The organism is Mesorhizobium sp. RSR380A, from assembly GCF_054719385.1.
In genome coordinates this window covers 3711636-3733666 of sequence record NZ_JBTTIB010000001.1, presented here as the reverse complement: position 1 = coordinate 3733666, position 22031 = coordinate 3711636, and the positions used below count along the sequence as shown (strand labels likewise).

The following is a 22031-nucleotide window of genomic DNA, read 5'->3' as shown; positions in this document are numbered from 1 at the left end:
CGGCCATGGACGGACTGATGAAGGGCAAGCGCGGGCTTGTCATGGGCGTCGCCAACGATCATTCGATCGCCTGGGGCATCGCCAGGAAATTGTCCGAACACGGAGCGGAGCTTGCCTTCACCTATCAGGGCGACGCATTCGGGCGCCGCGTCAAGCCGCTTGCCGAGAAGCTTGGCGCGTCTCTGGTGGTGCCCTGTGACGTCGAGGACAGCGCATCGGTCGCCGCCACCTTCGAGACGCTCGGCAAGGAATGGGGCGGGCTCGACTTCGTCGTCCACGCCATCGGCTTTTCCGACAAGAACGAGCTCAAAGGGCTCTACGCCGACACCAGCCGCGACAATTTCGTCCGCACCATGGTCATCTCCTGCTACTCCTTCACCGAGGTCGCCCGCCATGCCGCCCCGCTGATGAGCGAAGGCGGCGCGATGATCACGCTGACCTATGCCGGCTCTGTCCGCGTCATGCCGAACTACAACGTCATGGGCGTCGCCAAGGCCGGGCTGGAAGCCAGCGTGCGCTATCTCGCCAACGATTATGGCCCGCGCGGCATCCGGGTGAACGGCATATCGGCGGGACCGGTGCGTACTTTGGCCGGCGCCGGAATCTCGGACGCCCGCCACATGTACTCCTACCAGCAGCGCAACTCGCCGCTGCGCCGCACGGTGACCATCGACGAGGTCGGCGGCTCGGCGCTCTATCTTTTGTCCGACCTCTCGTCAGGCGTCACCGGCGAAATCCATTATGTGGATTCCGGCTATCACATCGTGTCGATGCCGACCCTGGATGAGTTGAAGCAGACCGACAGCGTACGCGATTAACTCACCAGTAAAATTAGATGCATCGGCGGAAACTCATTTTAAGGAGATATCCGCTAGAAGTCTTATGGGCTTGGGCTCTGCGCGTTCTTGCTGGGCGCAAAGGATGCTTTAGCCTTTATGAATTTGCGCTTGATATTTCCGAAAGTCGAGTTGATTTCGGGATCATGCGACAGGGACTGAGCAATGCCTGCTGTCAGCAACCCGAAGCGAACACCTGTGTTCCGGCTGCTCACCGTCGCCAGTTCGGGCCTTGGCAGTTTCATCCTTGGGCTTTGGGGCCTCCGGCATGGTTTCGGGGACGGCTTTGCCGGCATGCAGGCGGAAACCATGATCGGCATCGCGTCGGCGCTATGCGCGCTGGCCGCCGCCGGTGCTGCCTTGTCCTTCTTCGCCGGCGTCGATGAATCGGTGGACTACGTTTTCAACGAAACCCATTTTGACAAGCTGACCGGGCTTTTTGCGCGGCCGGCGATGGTCGGCAGGATTGCCGACGCGGCGTCCGCGACGATCAGGACCGGTGAGCCGGTGTTCCTCATCGACATCGACATCGACCGCTTCAAGCAGATCAACGACGCAATCGGCTACAGCCATGGCGACGAACTGATCCGCGGCTTCACCAAGCGGTTGAAGGCCTGCATGCCCGAAGGCGCGGTGATGGGGCGCATCGGCGCCGGCGAGTTCGCTATCCTTGTCTGGGAACACCAACTCCAAAGGTCCATGGAAAGCACCGTCGAAACCATGATCGAGGAGATGCTGAAGCCGTACCAGCTCGATTCCCACCTGCAGTCGGTCGGCCTGTCGGTCGGCATCGTGGCGATGCCAAAGGATGGCGTCGATCCGGTCCTCATCCTGCGCCGCTCCAACCTGGCGCTGCAGAATGCCCGCGCCGGCGGCGTGGGCAACTGGTCGGTCTTCCATTCCGACATGGGCCAGGTCGCCGACTACCGCCACTGGATCGAATCCGAACTGCACATCGCCTTCGTCCGTGGCGATTTCGACCTTCACTACCAGCCGCAGCTCGACCTGCCGACCGGCCGTATCGTCGGCTACGAGGCGCTGATCCGCTGGAAGCACCCGGAACGCGGCATGATCCCGCCGATGGAATTCATTCCGATCGCCGAAGAGACCGGCATGATCCACCCGATCGGCAATTGGGTGCTGAACAAGGCCTGCAGCGATGCCCGTCATTTGCCCGAGGACTGCTTCGTTGCCGTCAACATCTCGCCGGTCCAGTTCATGACCAAGGATTTCGTCGGCATCGTGCGCGATACGATGGCCAGCACCGGCATCAAGCCGTCGCGGCTGGAGCTCGAAGTGACCGAGACGGCGATGATGCAGGACCGCGACCGCGCCGCCACCATCCTGCAGCAGCTTGCCGACATGGGCATTTCGGTGGCCGTCGACGATTTCGGCACCGGCTATTCCAATCTCAGCTACCTGATCGACTTCGCCTTCGGCAAGCTGAAGATCGACCGCTCCTTCGTCAGCCGCATCGACACCGATTCGAATTCGGGCGCCGTCGTCTCTACCATCGTCGGCCTGTCGCGGGCGCTCGGCGTCGGCATCATCGCCGAAGGCGTCGAGACCGAGAACCAGGCGACGCTTTTGCGAGCAGCTGGTTGCGAGATGGTGCAGGGCTATCTGTTCGGCAGGCCGGCGCCGCTCAAGATCAAGCCTGGCGATATCAGACCGACCATTCCCGTCCACGAGCCGGCGCGCATCGTCAGCATGCATTGAGGCGACCGGCACCGTCCTATCGGCGCGCGGAGAAAACCTTGAACATGCCGTCGCGGGCGAGCTCGGCATGGCTGGAGAAGACGGCCTTCAGAACCGGTTCGTAAGGCAGCTGACGGTTCGCCACCATGAACAGCCGCCCGCCCGGCTTCAGCGCCTTGCCCGCCGCCTGGATCATGCCGGCGCCGATTTCCGGCTCGGCCGCCCGGCTGCGATGGAAGGGCGGGTTCATGACGATGGCATCATAGCGCCGCTCGACCGGCTCGCTCAGCAGATCGGTCCAAAAGAAGCCGGGCTCGAAGCCTGTCTGGCCGATATTGCCCTTGGCCGCCTCAAGCGCGTCGAAATCCGCTTCGTAAAGGTCGAGCCCCGTTATACCGGATGAACGTGCCGCGACCTCGGCGGCGACATAACCCCAGCCGGCGCAGAAATCAGCAATGTTGCCGCGCAGGTCTTTGGGCAGGTTGTCGACCAGAAGTTTCGAGCCGGCGTCGATCCGGTCGAAGGAGAACATGCCCGGCGCAGTGCGGAAGCGGTCCTCTACGACCAAGGCAGGATTGGCGACGCGCAGTTTTTCCGCAGGCGCCAGATCGACCGGACGGCGAAGCCAGAAGGCGATGCCGTGATATTTCGGCAGATGCCCTTCGATGGGGACAAGCTCGTCGATGCGCTTGCGCAGGCTGGCGATGCCTTCGTCCTTACCGCCGGCGACAATGATCAGACCGCCCGGCGTGACGCGTTCGATCGCCTCGGCAATACGCATCTCGTTTAGCCCACGATGGCGGCCGGCAAGCACGAGCGCTGCATCGAATGCATCGCCTTCCGAGCGGGGCGTTACCTTGTGACCGGCACGCTCCAGCGCTCGGAGATGCGGCCGGAAACCCTGTGCAAGATGGAGCTCTGCCTCGAAGCCTTCCGGCAAGCGGAAGCCGGGCTCCGCACCCAGGAACAACACACGCTCGCCCTTTTGCGGCAGAGGGAGCCCCTCGGCCTCGAAGGGATGGAACAGTGTCTTCAGCGGCTCAGCGGCCATTCTTCGATTCTCATGTCGTAGACGGGTATTGAACGAAAACGGGCGCGACATAAGCCGCGCCCGTTCAACTCTATTGTCAGACCACTCAGGCGGCGTTTTCTTCGCCTTCGGCCTTCTTGTCGCGGGCGATTTCCTTGCCGGTGGCCTGGTCGACGACCTTCATCGACAGGCGGACCTTGCCGCGCTCGTCGAAGCCCATCAGCTTGACCCAGACCTTGTCGCCTTCCTTGACGACGTCCGAGGTCTTGGCGACCCGGTCGTTGGCAAGCTGCGAGATGTGGACGAGGCCGTCACGCGGACCGAAGAAGTTGACGAAAGCGCCGAAGTCGGCGGTCTTGACGACCGTGCCTTCGTAGATTTCGCCGACTTCCGGCTCGGCGACGATGGTATGGATCCACTTCTTGGCCGCCTCGATCTCCTTGGCGTTCGACGAAGCGATCTTGACCGTGCCGTCGTCCTCGATGTTGATCTTTGCGCCGGTCTTCTCGACGATCTCACGGATAACCTTGCCGCCGGAGCCGATCACGTCGCGGATCTTGTCGGTCGGGATGTGCATAACCTCGATGCGCGGTGCGAACTCACCGAGTTCGGGGCGGGCGCCGGTCAGAGCATGCGCCATCTCGCTGAGGATATGCTGGCGGCCGTCCTTGGCCTGGTCCAGCGCGATCTTCATGATCTCCTCGGTGATGCCCTCGATCTTGATGTCCATCTGCAGCGAGGTGATGCCGCCTTCGGTACCGGCAACCTTGAAGTCCATGTCGCCGAGGTGATCTTCGTCACCCAGGATGTCGGACAGAACCGCGAAGCGCTCGCCTTCCTTGATCAGGCCCATCGCGATACCAGCAACCGGCTTGGCCAGCGGAACGCCGGCATCCATCAGCGCCAGCGATGTGCCGCAGACGGTGGCCATCGACGACGAACCGTTGGACTCGGTGATCTCCGAGACGACGCGCAGCGTGTAGGGGAACTGGTCCGCGCTCGGCAGCATCGGACGGATGGCGCGCCAGGCGAGCTTGCCGTGGCCGATTTCGCGGCGGCCCGGCGAACCCATGCGGCCGGTCTCGCCGACGGAGTAGGGAGGGAAGTTGTAGTGAAGGAGGAACTTCTCCTTGTACATACCGGTCAGCGAATCGACATACTGCTCGTCCTCGCCGGTGCCCAGCGTGGCAACGACCAGCGCCTGGGTCTCGCCGCGGGTGAACAGCGCCGAACCGTGCGTGCGCGGCAGGACGCCGACTTCCGAGACGATCTTGCGGACAGTCTTGAGGTCACGGCCATCGATGCGCGAACCGGTGTCGAGGATGTTCCAGCGCACGACCTTGGCCTGGAGTTCCTTGAACACCGAACCGATCTGCTCGGAGGTGTACTTGGCGTCTTCGCCTTCAGCCGGGGCAAACGCAGCCTTGACCTTCGCCTTGACGGCGTCGACGGCAGCGTAGCGCTTCTGCTTGTCGACGTTCTTGTAGGCATTGCTGAGCTCGTCGCCGACGATCTTCAGCATTTCGGCTTCAAGCGCGGAGTAGTCCGGCGCCGTGAAATCGCGCGGCTCCTTGGCGGCAACTTCGGCCAGCTTGATAATGGCGTCGATCACCGGCTGGAAGCCCCTGTGGCCGAACATGACGGCGCCGAGCATCAGCTCTTCGCCGAGTTCCTTGGCTTCGGACTCGACCATCAGCACGGCGTCGGCGGTGCCGGCGACAATGAGGTCGAGCCTGGATTCCTGCATCTCATCGACATGCGGGTTGAGCACGTATTCGCCGTTGATGTAGCCGACTCGGGCGCCGCCGATCGGGCCCATAAAGGGAACGCCCGACAGCGTCAAAGCGGCCGAGGTGGCGACGATCGACAGGATATCGGGATCGTTCTCGAGGTCATGCTGGACGACGGTGACGACGATCTGGGTGTCGTTCTTGTAGCCGTCGGCGAAGAGCGGGCGGATCGGGCGGTCGATCAGGCGGGAAACCAGCGTTTCCTTTTCGCTCGGACGTCCCTCGCGCTTGAAGTAGCCGCCGGGGATCTTGCCGGCGGCGTAGGTCTTTTCCTGGTAGTTGACGGTCAGCGGGAAGAAATCGAGGCCTGGCTTCGGCTCCTTCATCGAAACGACGGTGGCGAGAACCTTGGTTTCGCCGTAGGTCGCAAGCACCGCGCCGTCAGCCTGACGTGCGATCTTGCCGGTTTCCAGGATGAGCGGACGGCCGCCCCATTCGATTTCCACTTTGTGGTAGTTGAACATATCTTGTCCTTAATAAGCGGAAAGGGCCGCGCCGTTTCACGGTGCGCGGATGCCCTTTCCCTGGCTTCCTTTCTCGGGCAGCCACGGGCAAGACAACGGGAAGCTCGGGTAGATTTCGGCACTGGTTAGCGCACGAGCGTCCTGCAATCCTGCCCCATGACCGTCCATGGGCGGTTTCGAGTGGCCTCTGCGCGCTCGAAACCGGGTCTAGCCAATCGATGCGACTGGCAGAATGCGCGACCGGCGGGCTCTCCTTCGAAAGCCCGCCGGTCAATTCGTCAACGGCGCAGACCGAGCTTCTCGATCAACGTCTGATAGCGCGCGTCATCCTTGCGCTTGAGATAATCAAGCAGGCTGCGGCGCTGGGAGACGAGAGCGAGCAGACCACGGCGGGAATGGTTATCCTTCTTGTGGTCCTTGAAGTGGTCGGTCAGGTTCTTGATGCGCTCGGAAAGGATGGCCACCTGGACTTCCGGAGACCCGGTATCGCCCTTGGCGGTTGCGAATTCACCCATCAATTCCTGTTTGCGCTCGGCAGTAATCGACATCGTGTTTTTCCTTATCTGTTTGAGGAAACGGGTCGCCCTCAGCCGGGATGTCGTCCAGCAGGGGCCGGTGCAAGCAAAGCGACATGGCGCGATGCTGCGGCGCATATAGGGCAATTCCCCGGAAAACACCAGCCCATTCATAAAGCCGGCTTGTCGCAGCCCTTTGCTCGGGAATCCAGGATTCCCCTGACACCGAAACCTTACAGCCACTTCTTGCTTTTGAAGAAGACGATCAGCCCGACAGCAACGGCCAGCATGAACAGCAGCGAAGCCGGGTAGCCATAGTAGGCTTTCAGTTCCGGCATGTTCCACGGCGAGCTCTCGGGATCGAAATTCATCCCCCAGATACCGACCAGGAAGGTTAGCGGCATGAAAATCACCGAGACGATGGTGAGATAAGAGATCACATCGTTGGTGCGTGCCTGGCTCAGCGACAAATGCATTTCGATCAAGCCGGTCAGCATATCACGCTGGTTCTCGACCAGCTCGATCAGCCGCAATGCGTGGTCGAGCGTGTCGTTGAAGAAGATTTTCGTCTCCGGCTTCACATAGGGCACGTCGTTGCGGATCAGCGTCGCCAGCGCGTCGCGCATCGGCCACAGCACGCCCTTGAGCACATTGGCGTCGCGCCGCAATTCGTGCAGCTGGCGCATCTGATGCTTGTGAGGCGTGTTGAGCATCTCGTCCTCGATGCCATCGACCTCCTCGCTAGCGGCCTCAATCGGCGGGAAATAGCTGTCGACGATGGAGTCGATGAGCGCATAGGCCAGATAGTCGGCGCCGCGCATCCGCAAGCGGTTGGGCAACGCTGCCGCGATGCGCTTGCGTACGGGGTCGAACGGATCGCCTTCGCGCTCCTGGAAGGTGACGACGAATTTCTTGCCGAAGAACACCGCGATCTGCTCATAGCGATGCACCTTGACGTCGTCGATCATGCGCATGACGACGAAGGCGTGGTCCTCGAAGAAGTCGACCTTCGGCCGCTGGCCGGTGTTGACGACATCTTCCAGAGCCAGTGGATGCAGGTTGAAGATCCGGCCGATCTCCTCGATCAGCTGGATGTTGGCGAGACCGGTGCAGTCCAACCAGACGACCGGCCAGTTGTCGCAATGGGTGTTGAGATCGTCGATGCTGGCATCGTTGATGGTCTTGAATTTTTCAGGCGAAATCAGCGTCAGCCGCAGCTCGGACCGTCGCGCCGCCGGATCGGCGATCAGCGTGCCGGGCGAGGCGCCAACCGGCGGCCGGCGCGTTGTCACCGGCGCCCGCTTCTTCACCGCCTCAGCCTTTGCCATGTGCCCCTCGGATGTGACGTCGACGTAAGACTAGACGAGAGTGGTCAGCCGACAAAGACCCGCTTCGGCTTGAACATGCCTTGCTCGATGGCGCCGATGGCGACAAGCTTGCCGCGCGCGGTGGCGCAGGCTTCCTCGGCTTCCACGGGCGCGTCGCGGCCGCGGATGATGACGGGATTGCCAAGGCGGATCTTGGTCGCCGCTTCGTCGCTGATGGCGATCTGGGGCAGGCAGTCGAGCGCGGCGGCCGTGTCGACAAGCAGCGCATCGATGGCGCCGAAGTCAATCGGCGCATCGGCAACATCGGCGTCGCCCTCTTTGTCAGCTTCGCGCTGTTCGCCGAAACGGGCGACTTCCAGTTCGGCGAGGGTGACGAAATCCTCCTGGGTGAACGGCTCGACCTCGACCCGGCGCAATTCGGCGATATGACCGAAGCAGCCGAGGTCGCGGCCCATGTCGCGGGCCAGCGAGCGCACATAGGTGCCCTTGCCGCATTCGACCTCGAACAAAGTGTGGTCGGCAGCGTGCTCGACGATGTCCAGACGGCCGATCTCGATCTCGCGCGCGGGGATGTCGACTGTCTCGCCCCCACGGGCGAGATCGTAGGCGCGTTCGCCTGATATCTTGATGGCCGAGAATTGCGGCGGTGTCTGCATGATGACGCCGGTGTAGTTCGGCAGCAGCGCCCTGACATCTTCTTCCGCCGGACGGCGGTCGGAACTTTGCGTCACCGGGCCTTCGAGATCGTCGGTCGAACGCTCCTCGCCCCAGGCGACGGTGAACCGGTAGATTTTGGCGCCGTCCTGCACATAAGGCACGGTCTTGGTTGCCTCGCCGAGCGCGATCGGCAGCATGCCAGAGGCCAGCGGGTCGAGCGTGCCGGCATGGCCGGCCTTTTCTGCCTGGAAAAGCCATTTGATCTTGGAGACGGCTTCGGTCGAACCCATGCCAACCGGCTTGTCCAGCACCACCCAGCCGGAGATCGGCCGTCCCTTCTTCTTGCCGCGGCGCCCCACTATTTCTCGTCCTTGTCGTTGTCTTCGCCATCGGCACCCAAGTCTCGCGCGACTTCGGGCGATTTCAGCAAATCGTTGATCCTGGCGAAATTGTCGAAGGACGTATCGAGCTTGAAGCGGAACTCCGGCATGAACTTCATCTGGCGGAGCGCGCCGGAGACGCGGCCACGGACGAACTTCGCATGCTTGTTGAGCGCGTCGATGACCGCACCCGTGTCCTTGGCGCCGAGCGGCGAAACGAAGGCCGTTGCGACCCTCAGATCAGTCGACATGCGCACTTCCGAGACCGAAACCACGGTGTTCTCGATCAGCGGGTCGATAATCTCGCCGCGCTGCAAGGTTTCCGACAGCGCATGGCGCACCTGTTCGGCGACGCGAAGCATGCGCTGGGATGGGCTGGAGGCGGTTGGACGGGGCATTTTTCTCAATCCGGAAAGCGTGAGGCGCGGGATGGGACCGTGCCGCATGTCTCATACTTGTTTCTATGCATGTCGTTTATCCCGCACTTTTGGGCGACAGGCATTAAAGTTAGGGCGGCGGTCTTTCGACCACCGCCCGGTCGTATCGACAGTATACGAACTCAGAGCGTCCGGGTCACCATCTCGACGCGGAAGCACTCGATGATGTCGCCAACGCGCATGTCCTCGTAGTTCTGGAAGGCCATGCCGCACTCCTGGCCGCCCGGAACTTCCGCGACTTCGTCCTTGAAGCGCTTGAGGGTCTTCAGCGTGCCTTCATGGATGACGACGTTGTCGCGGATCAGGCGCACGCCCGCTCCACGCTCGACCTTGCCTTCGGTGACACGGCAGCCGGCGATCTTGCCGACCTTGGTGATGTCGAAGATCTCGAGGATCTCGGCATTGCCGATGAAGGTCTCGCGGCGTTCCGGCGACAGCAAGCCGGAAAGTGCTGCCTTCACATCGTCGACGAGGTTGTAGATGATCGAGTAGTAGCGGATTTCGATGCCCGCGGCCGCCGCGGCCGCACGTGCCTGCACGTTGGCACGGACGTTGAAGCCGATGATCGCGGCCCCCGAGGTCTCCGCCAGCGACACGTCGCTTTCGGTGATGGCGCCGGCGCCGGCATGAACGATGCGCGCACGCACCTCGTCGGTGCCAAGCTTGTCGAGAGCGGCGTTGATCGCCTCGATCGAACCCTGCACGTCGCCCTTGATGACCAGCGGGAATTCCTTCAACCCGCTCGTCTGCAGCTGCGACATCATCTGTTCGAGCGAGCCGCGCTGGCCGGCATGGCGAGCCACTGCCTTCTCGCGCGCCAGACGCTGGCGATATTCGGTGATCTCGCGGGCGCGGGCCTCGTTGTTGACGACAGCGAAGCGGTCGCCGGCTTGCGGCGTGCCCTGCAGGCCGAGCACCTCGACCGGCATAGCCGGCGGCGCCTCCTTGATCTGCTCGCCACGGTCGTTGACCAGAGCGCGCACCCGGCCCCATTCATTGCCGGCGACGAGGATGTCTCCCGGCATCAAAGTGCCGGTCTGCACCAGCACGGTGGCGACGGGACCACGGCCCTTGTCGAGCTGGGCTTCAATGACGACGCCCTCGGCGGTACGGTCCGGATTGGCCTTGAGGTCGAGGATTTCGGCCTGCAGCAGGATCGCTTCCAACAGCTTGTCGAGGTTGGTGCCCTTGGTCGCCGACACTTCGACGTCCAGCACTTCACCGCCCATCGATTCAACGAACACCTCATGGCGCAGCAGTTCCGACCGCACCTTCTGCGGATCGGCATCATGCTTGTCGATCTTGTTGATCGCCACGATGATCGGAACGCCGGCCGCCTTGGCATGGCTGATCGATTCGATGGTCTGCGGCATGACGCTGTCGTCGGCCGCCACCACCAGGATGGCGATGTCGGTCGCCTGAGCGCCGCGGGCGCGCATCGCCGTGAAGGCGGCGTGACCGGGCGTGTCGATGAAGGTGATCTTCTGACCGTTCTTCTCGACCTGGTAGGCGCCGATATGCTGGGTGATGCCGCCGGCTTCGCCGGAGACGACATTGGCATTGCGGATGGCGTCGAGCAGCGAGGTCTTGCCGTGGTCGACATGGCCCATGATGGTCACGACAGGCGGCCGCGACACCAGGTCCTCGGCATTGTCGGCAATGTTGAACAGGCCTTCCTCGATGTCGGACTCGGCGACGCGGCGGACCGTGTGGCCGAATTCGGTGGCGACCAGCTCGGCCGTGTCGGCGTCGATGATGTCGCCCGGCTTCAGGATCTGGCCCTGCTTCATGAAGTACTTGACCACATCGACAGCGCGCTCGGACATGCGCTGCGCCAGTTCCTGGATGGTGATGGTTTCAGGCAGGATCACTTCGCGCATAACCTTCTCGCGCGGCTCATTATGCATCGCGCGCTTGAATTTTTCCTGGCGGCGACGCATCGACGACAGCGAGCGGGCGCGCGCGTCCTCGTCGGAAAGCGCCGTGTTGAGGGTCAGCTTGCCGCGACGACGGTCTTCCTCGGCCTTGGTCGGCTTGGCCGGGCGCGCCACTTCGGGCGTAACCGGACGGCGTACCGGGGCGCCGGCGGCGGTGCGCTTCGGCTTGACCTCTTCCTCGTCGTCCGATGCCACAAGCTCGGCAGCCTGCGGCGCGCGGCGGCGCGCTTCTTCCTCGGCGCGGCGGCGGGACTCGGCCTCGGTCTGCAGGCGGGCTTCTTCCTCGGCCTGACGGCGCGCGGATTCCTCGCGCTCGCGCTTGCGGCGTTCCTCATCCTCGTTGCGGCGCTTGGCCTCTTCGATGGCGCGTTGGCGGTCCTCGACGTCGCGAACCTTGGAGCCTTCGAGCGCCCTGCGGCGCGCTTCCATTTCATTGCGCGACAGTTCGTTCAGCACCATGCCGCCGCGTTCGGCCGGCGGCGGCGGAGGCGGCGCCTTGGGCGCTTCCTGCACGACGGGGGCTGCCACAACCGCGGGCTTGGGCGTAAATACGGGTGCAGCCACCGGCTCCGGCTTGTCGCCGGGCATGGAGAATTTGCGCTTCTTGATCTCGACCTGGACCTGCTTGGTGCGGCCATGCGAGAAATTCTGGCGCACGACGCTCTGCTCGGTACCGGGGCGCTTCAGCGTCAAGGTCTTCTTCGGTGTAACACTCAACGTCTTGTCGTCGCCCGATTTCGTATCGCTCATTCCATATCCTCTGCAGCATCATCTTCGTCAGCAACGGCCGCAAGCATTGCCAGATCGTCGGGGGTTCCGCCCCGATATCGGTCGAGCGCAACCATGCGCCTCTCAACCGCCTTGCCCGCGTCTCCCGCGAGAACGGCAGCATGTATCACATTTGTACCCCCCAATGCCAAGCTCAACTCGGCCTCGGAGAAAAGTTTGTAGGCAAGGACTGCAGGCCCGCCGAGGTGGACAGTTGCCCGCCGCGCCTGACTGATCTTGCGCACGCCATCGTCGGATGCCTCGGTCGCGTGGAGCACGAAAAGCGCCAACCCCGAGCGCACCGCGCTCTCGACCTTGGTTGCGCCGAGTGCGATCGAGCCAGCCTTGCGGGCAAGGCCAAGCATACCCAAAGCGGATCGTGCAAGCAGTCCGTCGACCATGCCGCCGAGATCGGGCGGCACGACGACCTGCGCCTTGAAGGCGCGGGCAAACAGGTTCTTCGCCGCCGCCTTGTCGATATGTAGGCGGTCGGCGCTCACCCAACAACCACGGCCGGGCAGATTTCTCTTCAGGTCAGGAACGACGGCCGAATCCGGGCCGACGACGAAACGGATCAGCTCATCCGGCTCGGCTTGCTTGCGCGTGACGATGCAGGTGCGATCGTTCATCTCGTCCTGGGGCGGGTTGTGTGCGATGCGGTTTCACCTCACGCACCAACGGCTTCGTCAGCCGGGACCTGTTCGGCTGCAAGCTCGTCTTCGGTGATCCAGCCGGCCTTGAGGCGGGCTGCCAGAACCATCTGCTCGGCGTCGGCGCGCGACACGCCGTGATTGGCGAGCACACCCGGGAATACCTTGGTCTCGCCGTCCTTGCGTTCCTTCCAGCCGGTCAGGTCGTCGGCGGCATAGCCGGCGAAATCCTCGATCGTCTTCACGCCATCCTCGCCGAGCGTCACCATCATGGCGGTGGTGACGCCAGGGATCTCGCGCAGTTCGTCGGTGACGCCCAGCGCCTTGCGCTTGTCGTCATGCTCGGCTTCGATCTTCTCCAGATATTCGCGGGCGCGGGTCTGGATCTCCGAAGCGGTGTCTTCGTCGAAACCGTCGATCGAGGCGATCTCGCCCGAATCGACGTAGGCAACTTCCTCGACGCTGGTGAAGCCTTCGGAGGCCAACACCTGGCCGACCATCTCGTCGACATCAAGGGCTTCCATGAACAGCGACGAGCGTTCGACGAATTCCTTCTGGCGGCGCTCAGACTCCTCGGCCTCGGTCAGGATGTCGATGTCCCAGCCGGTGAGCTGCGAGGCAAGACGCACGTTCTGGCCGCGACGGCCGATGGCCAGCGACAGCTGGTCGTCGGGAACCACCACTTCGATGCGCTCGGCATCCTCGTCGAGCACCACCTTGGCGACTTCCGCCGGCTGCAGCGCGTTGACGATGAAGGAGGCGGCCGAAGGCGACCACGGAATGATGTCGATCTTTTCGCCCTGCAATTCGCCGACCACGGCCTGGACGCGGCTGCCGCGCATACCGACGCAGGCGCCGACCGGATCGATCGACGAGTCACGCGAAATGACGGCGATCTTAGCGCGCGAGCCTGGGTCGCGGGCGACCGACTTGATCTCGATGATGCCGTCATAGATTTCCGGCACTTCCATGGTGAAGAGCTTGGCCATGAACTGCGGATGGGTGCGCGACAGGAATATCTGCGGGCCGCGCTGTTCGCGGCGCACGTCGTAGACATAGGCGCGGACGCGGTCGCCGTACTTGTAGTTTTCACGCGGGATCAGCTCGTCGCGGCGGATAATCGCCTCGCCACGGCCGAGATCGACGATGACGTTGCCATATTCGACGCGCTTGACGGTGCCGTTGACGATCTCGCCGATGCGGTCCTTGTATTCGTCATACTGGCGGTCGCGCTCGGCCTCGCGCACTTTCTGCACGATGACCTGCTTGGCTGACTGGGCGGCGATGCGGCCGAAATCCATTGGCGGCAGCTGTTCGGCGATGAAGTCGCCAAGCTGGGCGTCCGGATTGCGCTCGCGGGCCGAGGAAATGGCGATCTGGGTGGCGTAGTCGTCGACCTTCTCGACCACTTCCATCAGCCGCTGCAGCTTCATCTCGCCGGTGTTGGCGTTGATGTCGGCGCGGATGTTGGTTTCCTGGCCGTAGCGCGAGCGCGCGGCCTTCTGGATCGCATCAGCCATGGCGGCAATGACGATCGACTTGTCGATCGACTTTTCACGCGCCACCGCGTCGGCGATCTGCAGCAGTTCAAGTCTGTTGGCGCTTACAACCATCTTATTTCTCCCGAGCTTGTTGCCGAGCTTTTAGGCCCGGCCGCTCATCATAGTTCCTGTTCGATTTCGTCTTCCGCGCCGCCTTCAGCACCTTCGGGTGCATCATCAGCTTCGCCGCGGCGTTTCTTGGCTTCCTTGCGTTCCCGGTTGTCCTTCGAAAGGGCATCGCGAATAAGGTCGTCGGTGAGGATCAGCCGCACATCGGCGATCGCGTCATAAGGAATGCGAACCGTCGGCTCTTCGCCGTAGGCGGCCTTGTCGCGCTCGAGCAGCATGTCGTCTTCGCCGGCTTCGGCGATCTTGCCCTTGAAGCGCTTGCGGTCGGCGACCGGCACCGAGGTTTCCATCTTCACCAGATGGCCGGTCCAGGTGACGAAATCCGACTTGCGTACCAGCGGCCGGTCGATGCCCGGCGACGACACTTCGAGATGATAGGCCTTCTCGATCGGGTCATCGACGTCGAGCGCCGGCGACACAGCGCGGCTGACCTCTTCGCAATCCTCGACGGTCATGGTGCCGTCCTCGCGTTCGGCCATGATCTGCAGCGTCAGGCCGTTCTGGCCCGACAGATGCACCCGCACGAGGCGGAAGCCAATGCCTCGCAACACCGGCTGAACGATCAGCGCGATGCGCGCATCGATACCGCTTTCGCGGATGATGCGGTCGTCGGCTTCGCTTGCCGTTGCAGTCATGCGGTTCCTGTCGTTCTCTGGATCAGGATGATCGTCGTCCCGAACCATCTCTTTGCTGATGGCTGACCGGCAGGTAATAAAAAAGAGCGGGACCGGGTGGACCCACTCTTCGTCATACCGACCAAGAATTTGAGGCTGATATAGACGATCCCGGCCGGTGTTTCAAGTCTGTTGACGGGCCGGGCAGAGTGCAGCCGGGGACGGCTGGCAGGATTGCGCGCGGCGCATGCCGGCTATGCGGTAACGGCCCTGTGATCCCGGATTTCACATCCCTATCTATGTTGCACTGCACAAATCAAAGATGAGCGCGCGGTGGCGCGCGAAAGGTCAAGACAATGAGCAACCGTACCGTGTTTTCCGCCATAGGCGACGCCTTTGCCCTGTTCGGCAGCGCCGTTGCCGCCTCGCGGGCCGTCGAAGCCGGCCGCAAGCCGCGCGCCAACGATCTGCGCCGGCTCGGCATGGACCCGACCGCTTTCGGCAAGATCGGCCGTTTCTGAAGCCAGACCGGCTGTCGATGCGGGACACTTTCCCGCATCGAACTATTTTCTGATGAAGGTGAGATAGACCGGCCGTCGGCCCTCGCGAATGGCTTTTGCCTCGTAGCGTGTGCCCGGCCAGCCTTCATAGGGCCGATGCCAGTCGGCCCCATCTTGCACCTGCCAGAGGAGCCCGCCATGCGCCCGACAGTGCAACAAGGTCCAGTTCACATAGGTGTCGATGTCGGATGCGAAGCGGAATTTTCCGCCCGGCTTCAGCACGCGCGCGAACCGATCGAGGTTGAGCGGGCTGACAAAACGCCGCTTCCAGTGCTTTTTCTTCGGCCAGGGATCGGGGTAGAGCAGATCGATGCCGTCGAGCGACGCCTGCGGCAACCAATCGAGCAGGCGCGTGGCGTCGTCGTCATAAACGCGAAGATTGGCAAGCGGCTTTTCCCGCACCGCCATCATCAGCTTGGCCATGCCGTTGACGAACGGCTCGACACCGATGAAGCCGGTCGCCGGTGCCTCCGTGGCACGGTGCAGCAGATGCTCACCGCCGCCGAAGCCGATTTCCAGCCGAACCGTTGAAACATCCGCTGAGAATAGCGCGCGCAATTCTGCCGGTGCCTGGACGGAGAGGTCGAGGCCATAGGCCCCAAGACCGCTTTCCAGCGCCGCCGCCTGCTGCGGGCGAATGGTCTTGCCGTGCCGGCGGCCGAAGAACCCTTCGGTCGCCCGGCTCCGCCTGTCCTGTGGATCCATGGCCTGGTCGCGCGCCGCGCTTAGATTGAGATGAGATTTGGGATTGAGATGAGATTTGGCTGAAATCTCATCTCAATCTAATCCTTTGTTGGAGCATGATCTTTTCCAAAAAACCGGTACCCACTTTTTGGAATCATGCCTAAGCAGCGATCGCGTCCTTGAGCGCCTTGGCCAGATCGGTCTTTTCCCAGGAGAAGGACCCGTCTCGGCCGGCCTTGCGGCCGAAATGGCCGTAGGACGAGGTCTTTGCGTAGATCGGCTTGTTGAGGTCGAGATGCCTGCGGATGCCGGATGGCGACAAATCCATCACCGTGCGCAGCGCTTCCTCGAGCTTGGCCTCGTCGACCTTGCCGGTGCCGTGCAGGTCGACATAGACCGACAGCGGCTGGGCAACGCCGATGGCGTAGGACAGCTGGATGGTGCAGCGGTCGGCGAGCTTGGCCGCCACTACATTTTTGGCGAGATAGCGCGCCGCATAGGCGGCAGAGCGGTCGACCTTGGTGGTGTCCTTGCCGGAGAAGGCGCCGCCGCCGTGCGGGGCAGCACCACCGTAGGTGTCGACGATGATCTTGCGGCCGGTCAGGCCGGCGTCGCCGTCCGGTCCACCGATGACGAACTTGCCCGTCGGGTTGATGTACCACATGCAATCGTCGGCGATCTTGAGGTCGCCGAGCGCCTCACGGATGTAAGGCTCAACGACCTTGCGGACCTTCTTGGAATCCCAGGTCGCGTCGAGATGCTGCGTCGACAGCACGATCTGCGTCGCTTCGGCGGCTTTGCCATCGACATAGCGAACGGTGACCTGGCTCTTGGCGTCGGGTCCGAGCTTGCCGGCTTCGCCGTTGTTTTCGTGACGGGCAGCGGCGAGCAGTTCGAGAATCTTGTGGCTGTAATAGATCGGCGCCGGCATCAGGTCCGGGGTCTCGCGGCAGGCATAGCCGAACATGATGCCCTGGTCGCCGGCACCCTCTTCGCCCTGGCGGTCGGCGGCGTTGTCGACTCCCTGGCCGATGTCGGGCGACTGGCCGTGCAGCAGAACCTCGATCTTTGCCGTCTTCCAGTGGAAGCCGGCCTGCTCGTAGCCGATTTCGCGGATCGCCTTGCGGGCGACCGACTTGAACTTGGCCGGGTTGACGACCGAATGCCCGGCGGCGTCCTTGAGGATGTTGCCGGCTTTGTCCCGCTTCAGCAGAGTATCGGGAACCCTTACTTCGCCGGCGATGACGACGCGGTTGGTGGTTGCGAGCGTCTCGCAGGCGACGCGGACTTTCCATGGGTCCATGCCGGTCTTCTTGGCCTCGCGATAGACCAGATCGACGATCTCGTCCGAGATGCGGTCACAGACTTTATCGGGATGACCCTCGGCCACGGATTCCGAGGTGAAGAAGTAGTTCTGCCGCGTCACGGGTGTCCCCTCTTGAAAAAACGATCGGCAGGGCTGCCGATTTTGGCGCGCCACGTGTTAACGGTGCCGGGCGCCGCTCGTCAAGCGGTGCCGCGGTTCTGGCATGAGTGCCGCAGCAATATATCTTGTACCACCGGCGGCTTGGCGCCGCCGGCAGTCGAGCCTCTGGGCTACTCGGACCCAGGGGATTACTGGGGCCCAATGGGTCAATCGACCCACCGAATCACTCGGCATCTTCGGCAGAAAGGGACTTCACAAGGTCGATAATCCGGCGGCGCACCTTCACATCCGCGATCTTGACGAACGCGCGGTTGAGCTGAAGCCCTTCCGGACTGCCGCAGAATTCGACGGCGAAAGCCATCGAAGTGTCCTCGGCAAATCCTCTATTACCCACCGGCTCCTGCCCTGGCGCATCCTCGAAAAAGAAGGCGACAGGCACGCTGAGTATCGAGGCTATTGCCTGCAGACGGCTGGCGCCGACGCGGTTCGTTCCTTTTTCATATTTTTGGATCTGCTGAAACGTAATACCGAGATTTTCACCAAGCTTTTCCTGGCTCATTCCAAGCATATTGCGCCGAAGGCGGACGCGACTTCCGACATGGATGTCGATCGGATTCGGTTTCTTCTTGTTTTCTTCTGTCATTTTTTCCTCGCCGAATTTTTCCGGCCTTTTCTATTTTTCTCGCCCAACGAAGCCGGAGCCAACTGCCCCAACAGAAACACCAACCGACTTCGAGAAAATTAGGCGGTAACAGTATGAGTTTCTAATGTGTCGACTGTCAATTCACCCGTAGCCGTTGCCTTACGTTCAAGCTGAGGGCGATTGCGGCAAACACCAACATGATCAGCATTCCGTTAATGCGCCGCCGCGCGGCGGAGATGAAGGCTTGGCCGGAGATCGGCACCCGCACGTCGATGGCGCCACGTGCATCGACCGCCAATGCGTCGACGATGCGTCCGCGCGTATCGACAACGGCGGAAATGCCGTTGTTGGCGGCGCGCAACAGCGGCAATCCGTTTTCCACCGCGCGAATCTGAGCCTGCCTGAAATGCTGGTACGGCCCGGGCGTGTCGCCGAACCATGCGTCGTTGGTGACGTTCACAATAAGCTGGGATGACGTTGCGTCAACAGCCACAAGATCAGGAAAGATCACCTCGTAGCAAATAAACGGCAAGGCGCTGATGCCGCCGGGCAAAGCGATCGGATGGCGCTCGTTGCCGGCGGCGAAATTCATCGGCCCGGCGACGAGCTGTCCGATGCCGAAGCGGCTGAGCAGACCGGAAAACGGCAGATACTCGCCGAACGGGACCAGATGGACCTTGTCGACGGCATCAGCGATTTCGCCCTTGTCATCGATCGCCACCACCGAATTGTAGTAGCGGCTGTCGGCATCCGCCCCGGATCCGCGCTCCTCGCGCACGACGCCGGCAATCAGCATCTGACCAGGCTGCAGCATGTCGCCGACCGCGGTCAGCGCGTCCGGACGCTCGGTGAACAGGAAGGGTACCGAGGTCTCCGGCCACAGGATCAACTGCGGTTTGTTATGGCCGGGATCGGGCGCTGCGGCCGACAGGCCCATCATCGTGGCGAAGATGCGGTCGCGCACCGAGGCGTCCCATTTTTCGCTGAGGTCGACATCCGGTTGCACGATACGGACATCGAGAGTGCGGGTTGTCGGCTTGTCGGGGGTCGCGAGCCTGAAATAGCCGAAGCCAGCATGGGCGGCGACGAGAATGGCAAGCAGGACCACACCGAGACGGACATGCCGGCGTGCTGCAAGCAAGGCCGGCATGGCGAAGACAAAGACCGCCAGCGCGTTCATGCCGACCATGCCGGTCACCGACACGCTTTGCATCAACAGCGGCACGGGCATCGCCGCATAGCCGACGGCATTCCAGGGAAAGCCGGTGAACAGGAAGCCGCGCAGCCATTCCGTCAGGCCAAAAGCAAAGGCAAGGGCGGCAACGCGGCCAATATCGTTGGTCCATAACAGCCGCGCGACGACGGCGGCGAAGCCGTAGAAAAATGCCAGCGCCAAAGGAATGCCGACGACCGCGAAGGGTAAGGCCCAGGCGAAACTGTCGGCCTCGACCAGAAGCGCCTCGCCGATCCACCACAGGCCGGCGAGGAAATAGCCGAAACCGAACCACCAGCCGATGGCAAAAGTCGGCCGCAGGCGCCTGAGCCAGCCGTCGGAAGCCTCGCCGGTGGCGCCGTCGAGCAGCCAGACCAGCAGTGGAAACGAGACGAAACAGACGGCGAAGAAATCGTAAGGCGCCTGGGCGAGCACCGCCAGCGCCCCGGCAAGAAACGCCACCAGCGCGCGTCGCCAGCCCCAAAGCAGAATTATCCGGCCGGCAAGGCGCTCCATACAGACTTCCCAAGTCGCGCGAATCAGGAGCCAAGATTTATCAGATTTATTGAAACGCGAACCGGCCGATCGCTGCGCTATCGGTGCCATCCCTCGATGGTGAGCCCGCTCAGGTGCTCGGCCTCCTCGCGCGGCACGGTGCGCACGGTCTGGGTGAAGGTCCAGACATGGCTTTCGGGGTCGCGCGCCCGATACTGCCGTTCGCCGTAGAAATGGTCGGCAGGCTCCTCGACGATTTGGGCTCCAGCCGCCATTGCCCGCTCACAATGCACGTCCAGGCCGTCTTTCAGACGCACACAGACCGACTGAGTGTTCTTGCCGCCGACGCTTACCGGACTGGCAATATGATCGGCCCATTCGGAATCGACGATGATGTAGCCGTCGCCAAAGCGCATTTCGGCATGGACCAGCCGTCCGTCGGCATCGCTGACCACCATGCTCGGCTCGAAGCCGAAGGCCGTTTCGAGCCATTTCAATGCGGCTCGCGGGTCCTTGTAGAAGACACCCGAGCCAAAGGTTGAGTGCTTGAAGGGATCGTCGATCGTCATCGGCCGGGCAACGTTCTGTCCTAGGCCTGCTCGGTGCGGGGGGCGGTCACGCGGCGGCGACGCTCGCCCTTCTGGTTCTGGACGATGCGCACCCGCTTGACGCGGCGCGGATCGGCGTCGAGCACGTGGAATTCGAAGCCGGGAATGGCTTGCACAACCTCACCACGCGCGGGCACGCGACCGAGCGTGTTGAAAATCATGCCGCCGATCGTGTCGACATATTCACCATGCTCACCGGCGGTAAAGTCCTCGCCGATCATCTTGGCGACCTCGTCGATCTCGGCCTTGCCGTCGACGACGAACACGCCCTCGCCGGTCTGGGTGATCAGCGGCTCGTCCTCGTCATGCTCGTCCTCGATATCGCCGACGACCATCTCGACGATGTCTTCCAGCGAGGCGAGACCATCGGTGCCGCCATATTCGTCGATGACCAGCGCCATCTGGGTTCGCGTCGTCTGCATATGGCCCATCAGGTCGGAGGCAAGCATCGAGGGCGGCACGAACAGCACCGGGCGGATCAGATTGAGGTCGCCGATGGTGCGGCCGAGATCGACCTGGGCGAGGTCGAGAAGCGTCGTTGCCGGCGTCTTCCTGGATGTTCTGCCCTTCTTGACCCGGGCGACCTTGGTGATGTGGGCCAGCACGTCGCGGATGTGAACCATGCCGCGCGGATCGTCGAGCGTCTCGGAATAGACCGGCATGCGGGAATGGCCGGACTGCTCGAACAGACCGAGGAGATCGCCCAACGTCGTGGTGATCTCGACGGCCTCAATATCGGCGCGCGGCACCATGACGTCCTCGACGCGTACCTCGCGCAGGCGCAATATGTTGTTGAGCATGGCGCGTTCGCCGGGCGAGAAAGACCCGGCATCGCTGGTCGTTTCGGCAAGCGCGCCGGCGATTTCCTCGCGCAGGCTGGTGCCGTTCCGCTGCCTGAAAAGGCCCAAGACGCGGTCGAACAAGGACGGACCGGCAGGCGATGGCTCGCTGGCAATACTACCAGAAGCGGGGCTGCCGGAACTGGGACTCGGACTCGATCCCTCTTCCGTCGTATCGGAAGGCTTTGTCGCACTGCCAGCCTCGGGGCGGGCGGCAGTTTCTGGTTTGTCGTTCATCGTCGTCCGGTCAATTGGTCTTTTGTCATTACGTGTAGGGATCGGGAATGGCAAGCCTTGCGAGCGTTGAGCGCTCGATGGCTTCCATCTCCTCGGCCTCTGCATCGGTCTCGTGATCGTAGCCCAGTAAATGCAGCAGGCCGTGGATGACGAGATGGGTGATATGGTTCTCGAAGGGCTTGTCTTCCAGGGCTGCTTCGCGCGCCACCGTCTCGGCGGCGAGCACGATGTCACCCAGCATCGGCGGCAGCTTGCCACCCCTGGGGAACGGAAAAGCCGGGAAAGACAAGACGTTGGTCGCCTTGTCCTTGCCGCGCCAGCCGGCATTGAGGGTACGGATATGGGCATCGTCGGAAAAGACGATGCTGAGTTCGGAAGGACCGGCAGCAGCGGTTTCGGCAAAGGCAGCCGACACGGCGCGATCGACCAGACGCGTCAGCGCCGCCTCATCGGGCCAGTCGCCGGCCTCGACCGACATATCGATCTCGACGGGAACCGAACTATCCCCGCCGCCAGGTCTTATGTCTTCAGGCATGAGCCCGCATCGTCACA

General features: G+C 62.6%; 20 protein-coding genes. 3 read left to right on the top strand and 17 right to left on the bottom strand.

Going from position 1 to position 22031, the window contains the following annotated elements:
- Window positions 1-5: 5 nt before the first annotated feature.
- On the top strand, window positions 6-818 hold the full coding sequence (fabI, locus tag ACYG9Z_RS18020; protein ID WP_023669564.1) for an enoyl-ACP reductase FabI: 813 nt from the start codon (window positions 6-8) through the stop codon (window positions 816-818).
- A 183-nt stretch (window positions 819-1001) separates the two neighbouring features.
- The gene (locus ACYG9Z_RS18015) at window positions 1002-2555 is read left to right on the top strand and encodes a putative bifunctional diguanylate cyclase/phosphodiesterase (RefSeq protein ID WP_023669563.1); all 1554 of its coding nucleotides are present in this window, start codon (window positions 1002-1004) and stop codon (window positions 2553-2555) included.
- Window positions 2556-2571: 16 nt separating this feature from the next.
- Here the strand turns inward: ACYG9Z_RS18015 and ACYG9Z_RS18010 are convergent, their stop codons facing one another.
- The 10 genes from ACYG9Z_RS18010 to rimP form a co-directional block, all read right to left on the bottom strand.
- Window positions 2572-3585 carry a class I SAM-dependent methyltransferase gene (locus tag ACYG9Z_RS18010; protein WP_023715304.1) on the bottom strand — a complete coding sequence of 338 codons (1014 nt, stop codon included), beginning with the start codon at window positions 3583-3585 and terminating at the stop codon, window positions 2572-2574.
- Window positions 3586-3670: 85 nt separating this feature from the next.
- On the bottom strand, window positions 3671-5818 hold the full coding sequence (gene pnp / locus ACYG9Z_RS18005; protein ID WP_023682005.1) for a polyribonucleotide nucleotidyltransferase: 2148 nt from the start codon (window positions 5816-5818) through the stop codon (window positions 3671-3673).
- A 278-nt stretch (window positions 5819-6096) separates the two neighbouring features.
- Complete coding sequence (rpsO, locus tag ACYG9Z_RS18000) at window positions 6097-6471, bottom strand: 30S ribosomal protein S15 (RefSeq protein WP_280790898.1); 375 nt, start codon at window positions 6469-6471, stop codon at window positions 6097-6099.
- A 95-nt stretch (window positions 6472-6566) separates the two neighbouring features.
- Entirely contained in the window at window positions 6567-7661 is a 1095-nt protein-coding gene (gene corA / locus ACYG9Z_RS17995; RefSeq protein ID WP_023682006.1) for a magnesium/cobalt transporter CorA, read from the bottom strand.
- Between the two features lie 44 nt (window positions 7662-7705).
- The gene (gene truB / locus ACYG9Z_RS17990) at window positions 7706-8677 is read right to left on the bottom strand and encodes a tRNA pseudouridine(55) synthase TruB (protein ID WP_023682007.1); all 972 of its coding nucleotides are present in this window, start codon (window positions 8675-8677) and stop codon (window positions 7706-7708) included.
- Window positions 8677-9096 (bottom strand): 30S ribosome-binding factor RbfA, encoded by a 420-nt coding sequence (rbfA, locus tag ACYG9Z_RS17985; RefSeq protein WP_023669558.1) that lies wholly within the window; start codon window positions 9094-9096, stop codon window positions 8677-8679. Before rbfA ends, truB begins: the two co-directional genes overlap by 1 nt.
- 161 nt (window positions 9097-9257) lie before the next feature.
- A complete protein-coding gene (gene infB, locus ACYG9Z_RS17980) occupies window positions 9258-11822 on the bottom strand; it encodes a translation initiation factor IF-2 (protein ID WP_023669557.1) in 2565 nt (854 codons plus the stop codon).
- Window positions 11819-12469 carry an RNA-binding protein gene (locus tag ACYG9Z_RS17975; RefSeq protein ID WP_023669556.1) on the bottom strand — a complete coding sequence of 217 codons (651 nt, stop codon included), beginning with the start codon at window positions 12467-12469 and terminating at the stop codon, window positions 11819-11821. The genes infB and ACYG9Z_RS17975 overlap by 4 nt, the downstream gene beginning before the upstream one ends.
- A 38-nt stretch (window positions 12470-12507) precedes the next feature.
- Window positions 12508-14103, bottom strand: a complete 1596-nt coding sequence (nusA, locus tag ACYG9Z_RS17970; RefSeq protein WP_023669555.1) for a transcription termination factor NusA — start codon at window positions 14101-14103, stop codon at window positions 12508-12510.
- A 47-nt stretch (window positions 14104-14150) separates the two neighbouring features.
- Window positions 14151-14795, bottom strand: a complete 645-nt coding sequence (gene rimP, locus ACYG9Z_RS17965) for a ribosome maturation factor RimP (protein ID WP_023669554.1) — start codon at window positions 14793-14795, stop codon at window positions 14151-14153.
- A 335-nt stretch (window positions 14796-15130) separates the two neighbouring features.
- Between rimP and ACYG9Z_RS17960 the strand changes: the two genes are divergently transcribed.
- Entirely contained in the window at window positions 15131-15295 is a 165-nt protein-coding gene (locus ACYG9Z_RS17960) for a hypothetical protein (protein WP_023669553.1), read from the top strand.
- Window positions 15296-15337: 42 nt separating this feature from the next.
- On the opposite strand, the gene trmB is transcribed toward ACYG9Z_RS17960, so the two are convergent.
- From trmB to ybeY, 7 genes are all read right to left on the bottom strand, one after another.
- On the bottom strand, window positions 15338-16039 hold the full coding sequence (gene trmB / locus ACYG9Z_RS17955) for a tRNA (guanine(46)-N(7))-methyltransferase TrmB (protein WP_023682008.1): 702 nt from the start codon (window positions 16037-16039) through the stop codon (window positions 15338-15340).
- A 139-nt stretch (window positions 16040-16178) separates the two neighbouring features.
- A complete protein-coding gene (metK, locus tag ACYG9Z_RS17950) occupies window positions 16179-17444 on the bottom strand; it encodes a methionine adenosyltransferase (RefSeq protein ID WP_023669551.1) in 1266 nt (421 codons plus the stop codon).
- Between the two features lie 223 nt (window positions 17445-17667).
- A complete protein-coding gene (locus ACYG9Z_RS17945; protein ID WP_023669550.1) occupies window positions 17668-18087 on the bottom strand; it encodes a helix-turn-helix domain-containing protein in 420 nt (139 codons plus the stop codon).
- Between the two features lie 136 nt (window positions 18088-18223).
- A complete protein-coding gene (gene lnt, locus ACYG9Z_RS17940; protein ID WP_023751932.1) occupies window positions 18224-19816 on the bottom strand; it encodes an apolipoprotein N-acyltransferase in 1593 nt (530 codons plus the stop codon).
- 77 nt (window positions 19817-19893) lie between these two features.
- Window positions 19894-20364, bottom strand: coding sequence for a VOC family protein (locus ACYG9Z_RS17935; RefSeq protein ID WP_023751931.1), 471 nt, complete (start codon window positions 20362-20364; stop codon window positions 19894-19896).
- Window positions 20365-20384: 20 nt separating this feature from the next.
- Window positions 20385-21479: a hemolysin family protein gene (locus ACYG9Z_RS17930; RefSeq protein WP_023682011.1), complete on the bottom strand. Its 1095-nt coding sequence runs from the start codon at window positions 21477-21479 to the stop codon at window positions 20385-20387.
- A 28-nt stretch (window positions 21480-21507) separates the two neighbouring features.
- Window positions 21508-22014 (bottom strand): rRNA maturation RNase YbeY, encoded by a 507-nt coding sequence (gene ybeY, locus ACYG9Z_RS17925; protein ID WP_023703484.1) that lies wholly within the window; start codon window positions 22012-22014, stop codon window positions 21508-21510.
- Window positions 22015-22031 lie beyond the last annotated feature (17 nt).